Here is a 15,132-nt window from a genome sequence, read left to right on the forward strand (position 1 = left end):
CTTCGCGCTAATGGTACTCAAACTTATAAAGCTACTGTTAAAGTTTACGGAAATAAAGACGGTAAAGCTGACTTGACTAATCTAGTTGCTACTAAAAATGTAGACATCAACATCAATGGATTAGTTGCTAAAGAAACTGTCGAAAAAGCTGTTAAAGATAACGTTAAAGACAGTATCGATGTTCCTGCTGCTTATCTTGAAAAAGCTGAAGGAAAAGGTCCTTTCACAGCCGGTGTAAACCAAGTAATTCCTTATGAACTATTCGCTGGTGATGGTATGTTGACTCGTCTATTACTAAAAGCTTCTGATAAGGCTCCATGGTCTGATAATGGTGTAGCTAAAAATCCTGCTTTATCTCCATTAGGAGAAAATGTGAAAACAAAAGGTCAATATTTCTATGAAGTAGACTTAAATGGCAATACTGTTGGTAAACAAGGTCAAGATTTAATTGATCAGCTTCGCGCTAATGGTACTCAAACTTATAAAGCTACTGTTAAAGTTTACGGAAATAAAGACGGTAAAGCTGACTTGACAAATGTCGTAGCAACTAAACAAGTTACTATTAAGATAAATGTTAAAGAAACATCAGACACAGCAAATGGTTCATTCTCACCTTCTAACTCTGGTTCTGGCGTGACTCCGATGAATCATAATCATGCTACAGGTGCGACTCATCAAACAGCTGCTGACCATAAGGATATGATGACACCAGCCAAAGAGACTGATAAAGCAATGCCAGCAAATGACCAAATGGAAAAATCAGGTATGAAGACTGAGACTCCAGCTCCAAGTACTACAGATAGCATGCCTGCTGACACCATGACAAGCTCTACCAATACGATGGCAGGTGAAAACATGGCTGCTTCTGCTAACAAGATGGCTGATACGATGATGTCAGACAAGATGATGTCAGATGATAAAGCTATGCTACCAAATACTGGTGAAGCTCAAACATCAATGGCAAGTATTGGTTTCCTTGGGCTTGCACTTGCAGGTTTACTTGGTGGTCTAGGTTTGAAAAACAAAAAAGAAGAAAACTAATCAGCTAAGGAAATAAATGATGGATAGTGGGCTGACTAAGGCTAGTTTACCAACTCAATCAGCAATCAGGACTTTCTTTCAATAGCAGATTAAAATCATCGTAAAACAATAAAAATAGTGTTATACTTAAAGCAGTATAGCACTGTTTTTATCAAAGGAGAGACAGATGGGAAAGACAATTTTACTCGTTGACGACGAGGTAGAAATCACCGATATTCATCAGAGATACTTAATTCAGGCAGGTTATCAGGTCTTGGTAGCCCATGATGGACTGGAAGCGCTAGAGCTGTTCAAGAAAAAACCGATTGATTTGATTATCACAGATGTCATGATGCCTCGGATGGATGGTTATGATTTAATCAGTGAGGTTCAATACTTATCACCAGAGCAACCTTTCCTATTTATTACTGCTAAGACCAGTGAACAGGACAAGATTTACGGCCTGAGCTTGGGAGCAGATGATTTTATTGCTAAGCCTTTTAGCCCACGTGAGCTGGTTTTGCGTGTCCATAATATTTTGCGCCGCCTTCATCGTGGGGGCGAAACAGAGCTGATTTCCCTTGGCAATCTAAAAATGAATCATAGTAGTCATGAAGTTCAAATAGGAGAAGAAATGCTGGATTTAACTGTTAAATCATTTGAATTGCTGTGGATTTTAGCTAGCAATCCAGAGCGAGTTTTCTCCAAGACAGACCTCTATGAAAAGGTCTGGCAAGAAGACTATGTGGATGATACCAATACCTTGAATGTGCATATCCATGCTCTTCGACAGGAGTTGGCAAAATATAGTAGTGATCAAACGCCCACTATTAAGACAGTTTGGGGGTTGGGATATAAGATAGAGAAACCGAGAGGACAAACATGAAACTAAAAAGTTATATTTTGGTTGGATATATTATTTCAACCCTCTTAACCATTTTGGTTGTTTTTTGGGCTGTTCAAAAAATGCTGATTGAGAAAAGCGAGATTTACTTTTTGCTTGGAATGACCATCGTTGCCAGCCTTGTCGGTGCTGGGATTAGTCTCTTTCTCCTATCGCCGGTCTTTACGTCGTTGGGCAAACTCAAGGAACATGCCAAGCGGGTAGCAGACAAGGACTTTCCATCAAATCTGGAGGTTCAAGGACCTGTAGAATTTCAGCAATTAGGCCAAGCTTTTAATGAAATGTCCCATGATTTGCAGGCCACCTTTGATTCCTTGGAAGAAAGCGAACGAGAAAAGGGCTTGATGATTGCCCAACTTTCGCATGATATCAAGACCCCCATCACTTCGATCCAAGCGACGGTAGAAGGGATTTTGGATGGGGTTATCAAGGAAGGAGAACAGGAGCATTATCTAGCAACCATTGGACGTCAGACGGAAAGACTCAATAAACTGGTTGAAGAGTTGAATTTTTTGACTCTAAATACAGCTAGAAATCAGATGGAAACGACCAGCAAGGACAGTATTTTTCTGGACCAGCTCTTGATTGAGTGCATGAGTGAATTTCAGTTCTTGATTGAGCAGGAAGAGCGAGATGTCCATTTGCAGGTAATCCCAGAGTCTGCCCGGATTGAGGGAGATTATGCCAAACTTTCTCGTATCTTGGTGAATCTGGTCAATAATGCTTTTAAATACTCAGCACCAGGAACCAAACTGGAAGTGGTGGCTAAGCTGGAAAATAACCAGCTTTCAATCAGTGTGACCGATGAGGGACAGGGGATTGCCTCAGAGGATTTGGAGAATATTTTCAAACGCCTTTATCGTGTAGAGACTTCGCGTAACATGAAAACAGGTGGTCATGGCTTAGGACTTGCGATTGCGCGTGAATTGGCCCATCAATTGGGTGGAGAAATTACAGTTACCAGTCAGTACGGCCTAGGAAGCACCTTTACCCTCCTTCTCAATCTCTCTGGCAATGAAAATAAAGCCTAAAACCCCTTTACAAATCCAGCCATTCATGGTATAATGAATTTTGTGTGAAATATCAGCAGGAAAGCATGAAGCTCGTCAACAGGTGTCTTATGATAAGTAACCTTGGCTGTTTAGGCGAAGGGCATCTGCACGAATCAGGGCTTTCTAAGTGACTATTTCCACCGAAATATTATTTATATCAGGAGGACATTCACATGTCACGTTATACAGGACCATCTTGGAAACAAGCTCGTCGCCTTGGCCTTTCACTTACAGGTACAGGTAAAGAATTGGCACGTCGTAACTACGTACCAGGACAACACGGACCAAACAACCGTTCTAAATTGTCAGAATACGGTTTGCAATTGGCTGAAAAACAAAAACTTCGTTTCACTTACGGTGTAGGTGAAAAACAATTCCGTAACTTGTTCGTACAAGCTACAAAAATCAAAGGCGGAATCCTAGGTTTCAACTTCATGCTTCTTTTGGAACGTCGTTTGGATAACGTTGTTTACCGTCTTGGTCTTGCGACTACTCGTCGTCAAGCTCGTCAATTCGTAAACCACGGTCACATCCTTGTTGACGGAAAACGCGTTGATATCCCATCATATCGCGTAACTCCAGGTCAAGTGATCTCAGTTCGTGAAAAATCATTGAAAGTTCCAGCTATCCTTGAAGCAGTAGAAGCTACTCTTGGACGTCCAGCATTCGTATCATTCGACGCTGAAAAATTGGAAGGTTCATTGACTCGCTTGCCAGAACGCGACGAAATCAACCCAGAAATCAACGAAGCACTTGTCGTTGAATTCTACAACAAAATGCTTTAAGGTAAGACTTTATATTGTAAGAAGCCTACAACAGTGGGCTTTTTGCTTTGTCTTAAAAGGTTGATTTCTGGGTTTGTCATCATTTTTGTCATCACTTATAACGAACTCACAGCTTTCTCATAAAATGAGACGGCTGTTTTACTTTTTCTTTGGAGAGATGACTGTAAGTGTCCATAGTCATAGCTAGTGTAGAATGACCTAGACGGTGTTGCAGTTCTTTATATGGTATTCCAGAGTTAAGCAAGAGACTAGCGTGAGTATGGCGAAAACCATAAAAACCAATGTTAGGTACACCAGCATGTTTGAAACGTGTGTTTAAACGAGTTGCTAGTGTTTTATTGTTTGGGTATTGAGGAAATAAGAAAAGTTTAAGTCTGTTATTTTAAATTTGATGTTTACAAAATGATAAGCAGATAAGCAAAGTAATAACTTGCCTTAGTTGCTCGCAGAATGACAAGGGATAGAAGAGATAAAAATGTCTCTTAATTCCTTACCAAATGGTATGGAGAATGGACTTGAACCAAGAGCGAACGCCGAGAAAATGCAAAAAAGCACTTAGAAAAATCTAAGCGCTCAAGAGTAGTGGACGGTGTGCCTGTCCCGTCATCTCATACTATGAAGTTGCGTAGCGACACTATCATTTCTACCTCACTTCTCTTTAAACTAATTATATCATAAAGGAGTAGCAGCTTGACCACTGACGAAGTAGAAAAGAAACAAAAAGTATTAAAAATTTTGAAAAAGCAACTCAGAGACTAGACTTAGACTTAGACTTGAAGATAAGTGATTGTATGATGTACGACGTGAGATATTCGCCACTCTCTTTACAAGGCGAACTGGAGAGAGATTAAAGCTATGGCAATTATACGAGGCGCTAGACATCAATAAGGCTCAATATGAGTGCCTCAAGGCTGAGATACTGCTAGACTTTGCTAAAAGCTATCGTGGTGGTGTTTTAGTGGTGTATAAGCAAAACAATATCTTAGGCCTAATTAAAAGCCCTTAGAAACGAATCTAAGGGTTTTTTGTAGTACGACGGGCATGTCGTGCATCTGAGGTGTAAGTCCTCCGTGGGCACCCGCTACCGGTGAACCCAATAGCGATTCCCAAGCCTGACTATCGTGAGGTAGCGGGGAGAGGAAGGGATAGCGAAATCGTGGCTCTACGGACAGGAACGTGATAGTAAGGCGTATATAGCGGATAAGGGGGCTTCAAACTCTAAAGTCCAAAAAGGTAGTCGTAACCTATATGCGTAAATCACGAGAGTAAACGAGGAAAGATGTATGACTTATCCCGTGAGGTCTCATGAGCGCTGAAAGCGTAGTAACAACGAATCATGAGAAGTCAGCCGAACCCATAGTAGTGAGGAAACTTCTGTAATGGAAGTGGAGCGAAGGGGTGAACAACTAATTGAAGTAATCCTACTTCACTTGTGTCTGTAAAACAAGCGGTCTGATAGAACTGGACTCTATCACGTATTGACTAGATGAAGGCTCACCAATATAAGATGTCCCTCAGGCACCAAAACAAGAAAGGAATACGCACATGTCAAAATTGCTAGATAAGATATTATCACGCGAAAATATGCTTGAAGCCTACAATCAAGTAAAATCCAATAAAGGCTCAGCTGGGATTGATGGAATGACTATCGAAGAGATGGATAATTATCTCAGACAAAACTGGCGCCTGACTAAGGAACAGATAAAACAGAGAAAATATAAGCCTAAACCAGTTCTCAGAGTTGAGATTCCCAAACCAAACGGAGGTATTCGTCAATTAGGAATTCCAACGGTTATGGATAGAATGATTCAACAGGCCATTGTCCAAGTCATGAGCCCCATTTGTGAACCTCATTTCTCAGATACGAGTTATGGCTTCAGACCAAATAGGTCATGTGAAAAAGCCATCATGAAGCTCTTAGAGTACTTAAATGACGGCTATGAGTGGATAGTGGATATAGACCTAGAGAAATTTTTCGATACGGTTCCTCAAGATAGATTGATGTCCTTAGTACATAATATTATCGAAGACGGAGATACGGAATCCTTGATTCGTAAGTATCTTCATTCAGGTGTTATCATTAATGGTCAGCGTCATAAAACGCTAGTTGGTACACCACAGGGAGGAAATTTATCTCCTCTCTTGTCCAATGTCATGCTTAATGAATTGGACAAGGAATTAGAAAAGAGAGGACTTCGATTTGTGCGCTACGCAGATGATTGTGTGATGACGGTCGGAAGCGAGGCAGCCGCTAAGCGTGTGATGTATTCAGTCAGTCGTTTTATTGAGAAACGGCTAGGTTTGAAAGTAAATATGACCAAGACTAAGATTACCAGACCAAGAGAGTTGAAATATCTAGGTTTTGGGTTCTGGAAATCATCAGATGGTTGGAAAAGTCGTCCACATCAAGATAGTGTTCGGAGATTCAAGCTTAAATTGAAGAAACTAACACAGAGGAAATGGAGTATAGACTTAACAAGACGTATTGAGCAACTGAATTTGTCCATTCGAGGATGGATAAACTATTTCTCATTGGGAAATATGAAGCGCATAGTCGCTAGCATAGATGAGCGCTTGCGTACTCGCCTACGAGTGATTATCTGGAAGCAATGGAAGAAGAAATCGAGACGATTATGGGGATTGCTTAAGTTAGGAGTTCCTAAATGGATAGCAGATAAGGTATCTGGCTGGGGCGACCACTACCAATTAGTAGCTCAGAAGTCGGTACTTAAATGTGCTATATCAAAACCAGTCCTTGAAAAACGTGGACTGGTTTCGTGTTTGGATTATTACCTTGAACGACATGCGTTAAAAGTTAGTTGAACCGCCGTATGCCGAACGGCACGTACGGTGGTGTGAGAGGGGCTAGAAATTATCCCCTACTCGATTGGTTGATTTTATCAGTAATTTCAATTTCCTTGATTTCATTTTCAAAGAGTTTAATCCATTTGGTTCCAGAATTAACGGATAACCCATCAAATTCTTCATCGTGGACATCTTTGTCTTCGTAAAGAGCTACACCTTTAAATATTTGGCCATCAATATCGGTGATTCTGACAACCTTGTTATTAAATTCTTTAAGTTCCATAAGTCTCTCCTTTCGTGGTACTATAGTCTGTTATATTATTGGAATTCCCTTAACATACGCTTCTTTAGCCTCCGCAAGTGTCATTTTATTAGGACCACCATCTATATTAGTTTCTCCTGTATTTTGCCACTGACAAACGTCACAGATATCATACACTGCGGTAACAGTACCACATACTGGACAATGGACATATTCGCTACCGTTAATAATGATTAAATTCTCTTTTCCAGTCTTATTCATTTAAGGTTACTCCCAACACTATACAAATATATTAGCTATTTCTATACACTACTTTTTCAATATCATTGATTGTAATTGTTATGGTATCCCAGTCTTTCGGGGAATCTCCTATGTCAGCAATAAAAGTATCTTCACTTAACTTTTCGACAATTGTCGCCGTTTGACCGTTTTTTAACAACACTGTATCAAATTCTAGAATTTTTACGATTTTTCTCCTTGCGTAAGCTTCTTTGGCTTCAGCTAGAGTCATCTTATTCGGACCACCGTCTATATTTATAATACCCGTATTTTGCCAACGACAGACGTCACAGATATCATAGTCCATAACTTCAGTTCCGCAAACAGGGCAATGTAACCATAAATATCCATCAATTTCCCATGTCGATTTTGATCTATCCATATAAATCCCTCCTCCATAAACTCGCCAAACCAGTCTTTTTGGTGAACCGTCAACATTAACCCACTTTTTCATCATTATACTGCAAATCGAAGGGGATTGCTAATAATTGAGTGTGTATTCCAGATGTGCTATGATAGTATTATTAGGTAATAAAAAAAGCACGATTGATTGTCCTTTTGTGGGGGTTTTTGTGGTTGAAAAGTGTTAGAAAAGGTGTATAATATAGATAAAGAATAGAAGTAGAGAAATATCGGGAACTACGCACCCTTGGGGTATCTGAAAAGTGGGGAATTCCCGTCCCGCCTATTCCAGCACCTAGAGAAATCTAAGTGCTTTTTGATATGAGTTATTTTCTACGTGATATAATGAACCTATCAGCAATAAAAAAGCACGTTTGACCGTGCTGATTCCTTGCCTGCTGAACTCATCATTTTAAGTCCTTTTTTGTTACCCTTTAATGTTTTTTCAACTTATTTGAATTTAATAGTTTTGGAGAAAATCAAGTTAGATTTAGAGCAGGCTTAGGCCTGTTTTTCTGTACCTAATCACTGCAAGATAAGAAAATGTTGTAATATTTTATTAAACAAGATAGGCTTTGAATCCTTGATATTAAGCACTTTGGGGCGCTTTCCCTTAGTGCTTTTTGATTTCTCTTAGTATCTAGCTATAATCGTCTATACGCAACTAGACCTGTATAGTTTAAAGTGATATAATAGTATAAAGGAGGTGCTACCATGAATGTTTTAGAAAAAAACACACAGGTAAACTTTAAGACTAACAGAGACTTGTTAGAAAAGGCTAAAGCTATTATCACAGCGCAAAATCTTGATATGACAGCCAGTTTTAACTTGTTTTTAGAACACATTGTAGAAAATAAAGCCTTGCCATTTGAAACTCAAGTAGACAGAGAAAGAGAAGAACTTCTATCAGGGTTGCGTGCTGAAATTGCCCGTAGCTTTGAGGATTTAGAATATGGTAGGACTTACAGCCTTGATGAAGTGAGGGCTAACCTTGGAATTTAACGAGAACGCATATAGCCTTATTATCTCCGAAACGGTACAAGAACAGCTAAGAGGTATTAAAGATTATATCTCAGCTAACTACTTTTCAGAACAGGCAGGAGCAAACACAGTTAAGAATATTCTTTATGGTTTGGAGCGTCTTGAAGTCTTCCCAGAAGCAGGATCTGATGCTGATGAAAGAATAGGAGTTATTATATACCCACCCCACAAAACTCGATGCATCATTTTAGGCGATTACTTAGCTTTCTATCATATTTTAGAGGATAGAAAAGCTGTCTTTGTATCAGATATTATTCATAGTAAACAGGACTACATCCGTTTGTTCAAGAAAAAATAGCGCCTTAGGAGGCGTTTTTGTTTGGGAATGACGTGATCTTGATGATATAATATTTTGCCCCCTCACTTTAAGGAAGGGAGGTGTTATATATGCTAGAATTATTTTCCCTTTTTCTAGCTCCGTTACTTGTTAACGTACTATCTGAGCTTTTCAAGCTATGGATAAAGAGACGTAGCAAGTAGCATTTAACCCTTTTAGAGGGTAGCAAAAAACCCCATCGGTGGCACGGTGGGGCTTTTTAGTTATATATGCTAGAAGCATTATTTTCCCTTTATGCTCTCATTCTAACACAATTCCTCTGATATTTCAAGCCTTTGTTTTTATATTTCCTTAGAGTGTGTTTGTGTTTTGAGTCCGCTCCACTGAAATTAGCACGCCTCCATTCTACAGCAAAGAAATCAACTCTTTTATAGGGGATTTCCGCCCTCATTTTGCTCTTTTGTGCTAAAATAGACTTATAAATTGAAAATAAGGAATGTTTATGAAATCGAGTAATGGTTTTTGGAAAGGCTGTCTCTATTTTTGGGGCTTCTTGTTCTTACTGGGCCTTTTGGTTCAATATGCTCTCCCACTTGCGGCTTGTGTCTTGCTAGGCTATGGTGGTTATCGTCTCTATAAACGTTGGCGCTATCCTCTTTTGCAGGATCGTTCTCTCGACGATCGGATTGAGCTGTTAAAAGCTCGGATTCGCCAGGCGGACAAGGATATTCAGCAATTGGAGGGAACTTTAGTAGAAAAAGGCTCAGAGTCCTATAAGAGTCTGGCCAATCAAGTATTGATCGAACTGAGGGAAATCCATCAGGAGGCGGATCGTCTCAAGTCCTATATCGATGCTGATGTTTACAACCGTATTGACAAAAAGGTTCGTACAGTAAGGGCAAACATCGATGTTCAGCTAGAACGTTTGGATAGAGAAAGTCAGGTAGATCTTGAAAATGCGGAGCCAGAGGAATTAGCTCCAGAATTGTCCCAGACCTTGGCCAATATTGCCATTGACCATCAGGCCATTTTAGACAAGATTGCTACCTCGGCTGAGGGAGATAAGGAAGAATTGACGGCCATTCATAGTTTGAAGATGGAGAAATTCAAAACGATTTTAGAAGGCTATTTAAAGATTAAGGTCAATCCTAAAAACTATAATCGAGCAGAAGAACGTTTACAGCAAGCTAAAGCAGCTATCGAACAATTTGACCTTGAGCTGGACCAGGTGTTGAGAGAACTCAATGAAACAGATATGCGTGATTTTGATATTAGTTTGCGTATCCTAGAAAAAGATCGTAAAGAATAGGTTAGAAACAAAGGAGTAACCATGACAGAATTTAATTTTGATATTGACCAGATTGCCAATAATACGGTAGCTAAGGTGGATAAAACAACCCAAATCATCGAGACCAATACTGGCTCGGACAAGACCTTGACCTTCCTTGAAAAGTTGAGCCCTGAGCAGCAAGAAGGAATCAAGGCGCACGTGCCCCAGTTGGTAGACCAATTTGTCAGCAATCAAAATGCTCTTTTGGATTTTGGACAATCTGCTGTCGAAGGTGTGAATAATACAGTCAATCGTATCTTGTCAGAACAAAAGAAATTGCAGATTCCCCAAGTAGATGATCTACTTAAAAATACCAACCGAGAGTTGCAAGGCTTTGTAGTCAAATACAAGAACGCTGAAATTGCTGAGTTAGAAGAGAAGCCAAACTTTTTGCAACGATTGTTTAACAAGAGTAAGAATACCTTACAAGAATTTTACTTTGACTCAAAAACAGTGGAGCAAAAGCTCGATGGCATGGCTGCCGCAGTGGTCAAGCAAGAAGATGTGCTAGCTCGAAATATCGTCTCTGCTGAGATGTTGATTGAGGACAATACCAAATCCATTGAAAATCTAGTGGGAGTGATTTCCTTTATCGAAGCCAGCCAGACAGAAGCTGGCAATCGCGCTGCCGAACTGAAGGCCCAAGCTGATCGACTCGACACAAGTACGGTAGAATACCAAACCAAGTCACAAGAATTGGCCCGCATGGCTGAAGTGGTCAATACCCTCGAACAACAACACACCGAGTATGTCAGCCGTCTCTACGTTGCCTGGGCAACAACACCTCAGATGCGCAATCTTGTGAAGGTGTCATCTGATATGCGTCAAAAATTGGGCATGCTTCGTCGCAATACGATTCCGACAATGAAACTTTCGATTGCCCAACTTGGTATTTTGCAACAATCAATGAAATCAGGTGTCGTGGCAGATGCCATTGTCAATGCCAATAATGCTGCCCTTCAGATGCTAGCTGAGACCAGCAAGGAAGTGATTCCGCAGATGGAAAGAATTGCTCAAAGCCCGACAGTCGCTGTTGAGTCTGTTACCAAACTGGCTGAAAGTCTGGTCGCTCAAAACCAGGGTATCGTCGCTGCCATTGAATTGGGACGGCAGAAACGTGCCCAACTAGAAACAACCATCGTCAAGTCCGCAGAAATGATCAACGACTCTGTTAAACTCCGCGATGAGAAAATCGTCCAAGCCCTTCTCGACCAAGGAAAGGCTGCTCAGAAAGAAGTACAAGAATAACACACAAGTCCCTTGTAATGTAGATTTGCAGGGGATTTTGCTTGGTCTAGGAGTTTTTACCAATCATCGTCAGTGGCCTGCAAGCAAGTTTACTCTGAAATAGAGATAAAACCATAGGAAATCTTTTCCCAAGGAGTCTTTTATGATACAATAGAAAGAAGTAAAGGGGTTGTTTTTCGATCTTATCAACGCCTTGGATGAATGAAAAGGAAGAGTCCCTATGGTTTTCAGATTTAAGCAAATAACTAGCTTGCATATATATATATATATAAACTCGCGTTTTCATACCCATTTTCAAAACCTGCCAATCTTTTTGGTAGGCTTTTTGCGTTGTAGAAATGGGGTATGAACATGGCTTACACCTTATCAAAAGAATTAGAACAAGAACTCATCGTTTCAGCACCTGAGTTGCAGCCTAGTTATGCTGCCATCGTAGAATACCTAGAAGCTATCAACCAGAAAGAAGCATCTGGAAGCAATTCTCAGGAACTCCAGAACCAGCTTGCTATTCAGCTGGGACGTTTAGAAGATTTGGTGCAGGGCTATATCCAAATAAAGAAGAACCCCCATCACTACCTGGATGCAGATAAAGACCTGACGGCAGCCTATCAAGCCATTAAAGGGACGGAGCAAGCTCTTCTGGAAAAATTACAACATCTCAATCAAGCAGCCTTGCAGGATTTCCATATCAGTCAGAGACTCTCTCCCAAAGATGAGACTGCTATCCCTGTAGCGGGTAAAGCCAAAACCAAACAGGAATTGGCTATCGAGCGAGATTTAATCAACCAGCTGACAAAGGGAGAAAGTCAATGGGTGTATCGACCCGAGTTAAATACAGAAGACCTCCTATGGGGAAACTTTTTTGCCAAGCTGGAAGCCAATAATGTCCGCATTTTGCAAGACCATCCCCTTACAAATTCAGAGAAAAATCAAATTAAAAACCAGCTCAATTTCGTCAACTTCTATGAAGCAGCTAAGTGGATAGCAGGGGAAAATGGCATTGCCAAGGTACAGGTTCAACGTGAAGATGCTAGTTTAGGCACCATTCGCTTGGAAGTCTTGTGGAGAAACAATGTCGCTGGTGGCAAATCCAGCTATGAAGTTGTCAGTCAAGTCATCACAGGCGGAGAAGGGATTCGCCAGCGTCGTGGGGATGTGACTTTGCTGATCAATGGTCTGCCTATGATTCAGATTGAACTGAAAAGCCGTTCTCATCCTTACATGGATGCCTTCCGTCAGATTAAAAAATACGACCAAGAAGGACAATTCAGAGGCATTTTTTCAAGTCTTCAGATGTTTGTCGTCTCTAATGTCACAGACACCCGCTACATCGCAACTGCCAAAGCCAACAAGCTAAATGAACGCTTCTTGACCAAGTGGGTGGATAGTGAAAATAGACCTCAACCCCAGCTATTTGACTTTGCAGAGTCTGTCTTGTCGATACCGAGAGCCCACGAGATGGTCATGCAGTATTCTGTCATCGATGATGACAAGAAGGCCTTGATTTTATTGCGTCCCTATCAAGTCCATGCCATTGAAGCCATCCGTGAAGCCAGTCGCAAGCGCCAATCGGGCTATATTTGGCATACGACTGGTTCAGGAAAAACCCTGACTTCCTATAAGGTTTCGCGTAATCTGCTTCAGATACCATCCATTGAGAAGACAATCTTTGTGATTGATAGGACAGACCTTGACCAACAGACGACCAGTTCTTTTCAGTCTTACGCAGAGAATGACATGATCGATATCGACGAGACCGATGATACACAGGAATTGGTTAAAAATCTAGCTTCTGATGACCGCCGTGTCGTTGTGACGACCATCCAGAAAATCAATGCCATGATTCGTCAGTTTGATGAAGGCCGTCACCAAAAGGTCTACAATCGTATCAAACAACTCAAACTAGCCTTTGTCGTCGATGAATGCCATCGCGCAGTGACTCCTGAACGCCAGCGCCATCTAGAGCACTTCTTTACAAATTCTCTCTGGTATGGGTTTACAGGGACTCCTATCTTTACAGAAAATAAGCGTGAACAAAAAGGAGACCTTGCTCAGACGACCGAAGAGCAGTACGGTGACTGCCTCCACCAATATACCGTCAAAGAAGCCATCCATGACAAGGCGGTTCTTGGTTTTAATGTGGAGTATCAGACAACCATGCCTGGTTGGGCAGAAGATGAGATTGACGAGGAGCGTTATGATGACGAAGGCCACATGCTTGCTGTTTTAGATGCCATTCTCAATCGCTCAAGACGCAAACTCGGCTTCCAAAATGGGGTAGGAAAAACCTATGAAGCCATTTTGACCGTCAAAAGCATTGCCCGTGCACAGGCCTATTATAACCTGATTAAGCAAGTCAAAAATGGAGAAAAGTCTTTAAGCATTTCGGAAAATGTTAAAAAGGTCTTACCAGACTTTCCTAAGGTTGCTATTACTTACTCTGTGACAGAGAATGAAGCAGACTCCTATGTCAACCAAGCCTATATGGAGGAGAGCCTAGAAGACTACAATACCATGTTTGGTACCCACTTTAGCCTAGCAACCATTGCTTCCTACAATAGTGACCTTAACGACCGTCTGGCCCGTAAGAAAGAACGCTTTGCCTTCCGTGAAGAGCAATTGGATCTGGTTATCGTTGTGGACCGCTTGTTGACAGGCTTTGATGCCCCTTGCCTATCGACCCTATTCATGGACCGTCAGCCCATGAAACCCCAGCATATCATTCAGGCCTTTTCACGAACCAATCGCCTCTTTGATGAAGGCAAGAAATTCGGTCAAATCGTCACCTTCCAAACTCCTGACCGTTTTAAAGAAAAGGTGGATGAAGCTCTGAGCCTCTACTCAAATGGTGGCGAAACCAGTGTCTTAGCCCCAGAATGGCAGGAGGAGAAGGCCAAGTTTCTGGAGAAGGTTCATCAACTATTAGCCATCGCTCCAAGTCCAGAGCAGGTGCCTGATTTGGATACAGCGACAGATGCAGAATTAAAACGCTTTGCCAAGGCTTTCCAAGAATTTGACAAGCTCCTATCCTCCATACAAGTCTATTCTGACTATGATGAGAAAGTCATTTTCAGAGAGATTGGTCTCAGCCTAGAAGACATCGAGAACTTTGCCGGCCAATATCAAAATGTCATCGAAGAACTCCGCAGACGCAGAAAAGAAGACCAAGAAGAGGAAGGGGTTCTCCTAGATATCGAGTATGAGCTCGAATCCATCCGCACCGACGAGATAAATTATCACTATATCCTCTCTCTCATCCAAGCCCTGATTGAAAATCGGGAAAACTTCATTGGTAAAAAGGAAAAGAGTCTGGTAGATAACTATATCGAAGATTTGAACAAATCCAATCCCAAGTTATCCAGCCTCATCTCCAAACTCTGGCAGAATGTCCAATCAGATGCCAAGAGCTATCAGGGTCAATCTATCATCCATAAGTTGGATGAGATGATTGAACTAACAACCCAGAAAAAGATTCGTGAAACGGCAGATTATTGGCAGATAGGGGAGGATGAACTCCAGTTCGTAGTGGACAACTACCGCATCGGACGCGACAAGCAAAATGGCGAAAAAGCCATCACCGAGTCTCAGGACTATCTGGCCTATAAGGAAGCTCACGGAGACAAGGCGCTACCAAAACTCAAATATAAAAAAGCCCTCAAAGAGGACTATATGCGCATGATTTCAGAGGATATCCTACCGCTAAGGGGGAGATAGGTTTATACTCTTC

General features: G+C 41.3%; 12 protein-coding genes and 2 pseudogenes. 10 read left to right on the forward strand and 4 right to left on the reverse strand.

The annotated features are described in order from the left end of the window. The 4 genes from HW098_RS09780 to rpsD form a co-directional block, all read left to right on the forward strand. The coding region (locus HW098_RS09780) for a fibronectin-binding SSURE repeat-containing protein (protein ID WP_176139979.1) at nucleotides 1-1,041 on the forward strand (1,041 nt) is incomplete at its 5' end. Nucleotides 1,042-1,207: 166 nt separating this feature from the next. Next, nucleotides 1,208-1,906, forward strand: coding sequence for a response regulator transcription factor (locus tag HW098_RS09785; protein ID WP_000520643.1), 699 nt, complete (start codon nucleotides 1,208-1,210; stop codon nucleotides 1,904-1,906). Then, complete coding sequence (locus tag HW098_RS09790) at nucleotides 1,903-2,955, forward strand: HAMP domain-containing sensor histidine kinase (protein ID WP_176139980.1); 1,053 nt, start codon at nucleotides 1,903-1,905, stop codon at nucleotides 2,953-2,955. Before HW098_RS09785 ends, HW098_RS09790 begins: the two co-directional genes overlap by 4 nt. 194 nt (nucleotides 2,956-3,149) lie before the next feature. Beyond that, the gene (gene rpsD, locus HW098_RS09795) at nucleotides 3,150-3,761 is read left to right on the forward strand and encodes a 30S ribosomal protein S4 (RefSeq protein WP_000092756.1); all 612 of its coding nucleotides are present in this window, start codon (nucleotides 3,150-3,152) and stop codon (nucleotides 3,759-3,761) included. A gap of 95 nt (nucleotides 3,762-3,856) precedes the next feature. Here rpsD and HW098_RS09800 read toward each other — a convergent pair. Continuing rightward, nucleotides 3,857-4,113 (reverse strand): annotated as a pseudogene (locus HW098_RS09800) (tyrosine-type recombinase/integrase); the annotation flags it as partial. A 1,193-nt stretch (nucleotides 4,114-5,306) separates the two neighbouring features. Between HW098_RS09800 and ltrA the strand changes: the two are divergent. Then, entirely contained in the window at nucleotides 5,307-6,584 is a 1,278-nt protein-coding gene (ltrA, locus tag HW098_RS09805; RefSeq protein WP_176139981.1) for a group II intron reverse transcriptase/maturase, read from the forward strand. Between the two features lie 49 nt (nucleotides 6,585-6,633). On the opposite strand, the gene HW098_RS09810 is transcribed toward ltrA, so the two are convergent. From HW098_RS09810 to HW098_RS10655, 3 genes and pseudogenes are all read right to left on the reverse strand, one after another. Then, nucleotides 6,634-6,849: a hypothetical protein gene (locus HW098_RS09810; RefSeq protein WP_176139982.1), complete on the reverse strand. Its 216-nt coding sequence runs from the start codon at nucleotides 6,847-6,849 to the stop codon at nucleotides 6,634-6,636. A gap of 30 nt (nucleotides 6,850-6,879) precedes the next feature. Next, nucleotides 6,880-7,089 carry a CPCC family cysteine-rich protein gene (locus tag HW098_RS09815; RefSeq protein WP_001044017.1) on the reverse strand — a complete coding sequence of 70 codons (210 nt, stop codon included), beginning with the start codon at nucleotides 7,087-7,089 and terminating at the stop codon, nucleotides 6,880-6,882. Nucleotides 7,090-7,291: 202 nt separating this feature from the next. Beyond that, nucleotides 7,292-7,489 (reverse strand): annotated as a pseudogene (locus HW098_RS10655) (CPCC family cysteine-rich protein); the annotation flags it as partial. 734 nt (nucleotides 7,490-8,223) lie between these two features. On the opposite strand from HW098_RS10655, the gene HW098_RS09825 reads away from it, so the two are divergent. The 5 genes from HW098_RS09825 (at nucleotide 8,224) to HW098_RS09845 (ending at nucleotide 15,119) form a co-directional block, all read left to right on the forward strand. Next, nucleotides 8,224-8,511, forward strand: coding sequence for a type II toxin-antitoxin system RelB/DinJ family antitoxin (locus tag HW098_RS09825; protein ID WP_176139984.1), 288 nt, complete (start codon nucleotides 8,224-8,226; stop codon nucleotides 8,509-8,511). Further along, the gene (locus HW098_RS09830) at nucleotides 8,501-8,848 is read left to right on the forward strand and encodes a type II toxin-antitoxin system RelE/ParE family toxin (protein ID WP_176139985.1); all 348 of its coding nucleotides are present in this window, start codon (nucleotides 8,501-8,503) and stop codon (nucleotides 8,846-8,848) included. Before HW098_RS09825 ends, HW098_RS09830 begins: the two co-directional genes overlap by 11 nt. A 481-nt stretch (nucleotides 8,849-9,329) precedes the next feature. Beyond that, nucleotides 9,330-10,136: a hypothetical protein gene (locus HW098_RS09835; RefSeq protein ID WP_176139986.1), complete on the forward strand. Its 807-nt coding sequence runs from the start codon at nucleotides 9,330-9,332 to the stop codon at nucleotides 10,134-10,136. Nucleotides 10,137-10,157: 21 nt separating this feature from the next. Next, nucleotides 10,158-11,405, forward strand: a complete 1,248-nt coding sequence (locus tag HW098_RS09840) for a toxic anion resistance protein (RefSeq protein WP_176139987.1) — start codon at nucleotides 10,158-10,160, stop codon at nucleotides 11,403-11,405. Between the two features lie 345 nt (nucleotides 11,406-11,750). Then, nucleotides 11,751-15,119, forward strand: a complete 3,369-nt coding sequence (locus HW098_RS09845; RefSeq protein ID WP_240149488.1) for a type I restriction endonuclease subunit R — start codon at nucleotides 11,751-11,753, stop codon at nucleotides 15,117-15,119. Nucleotides 15,120-15,132: the final 13 nt, after the last annotated feature.

The organism is Streptococcus sp. 1453 (assembly GCF_013276955.1).
Taxonomy (GTDB): domain Bacteria; phylum Bacillota; class Bacilli; order Lactobacillales; family Streptococcaceae; genus Streptococcus.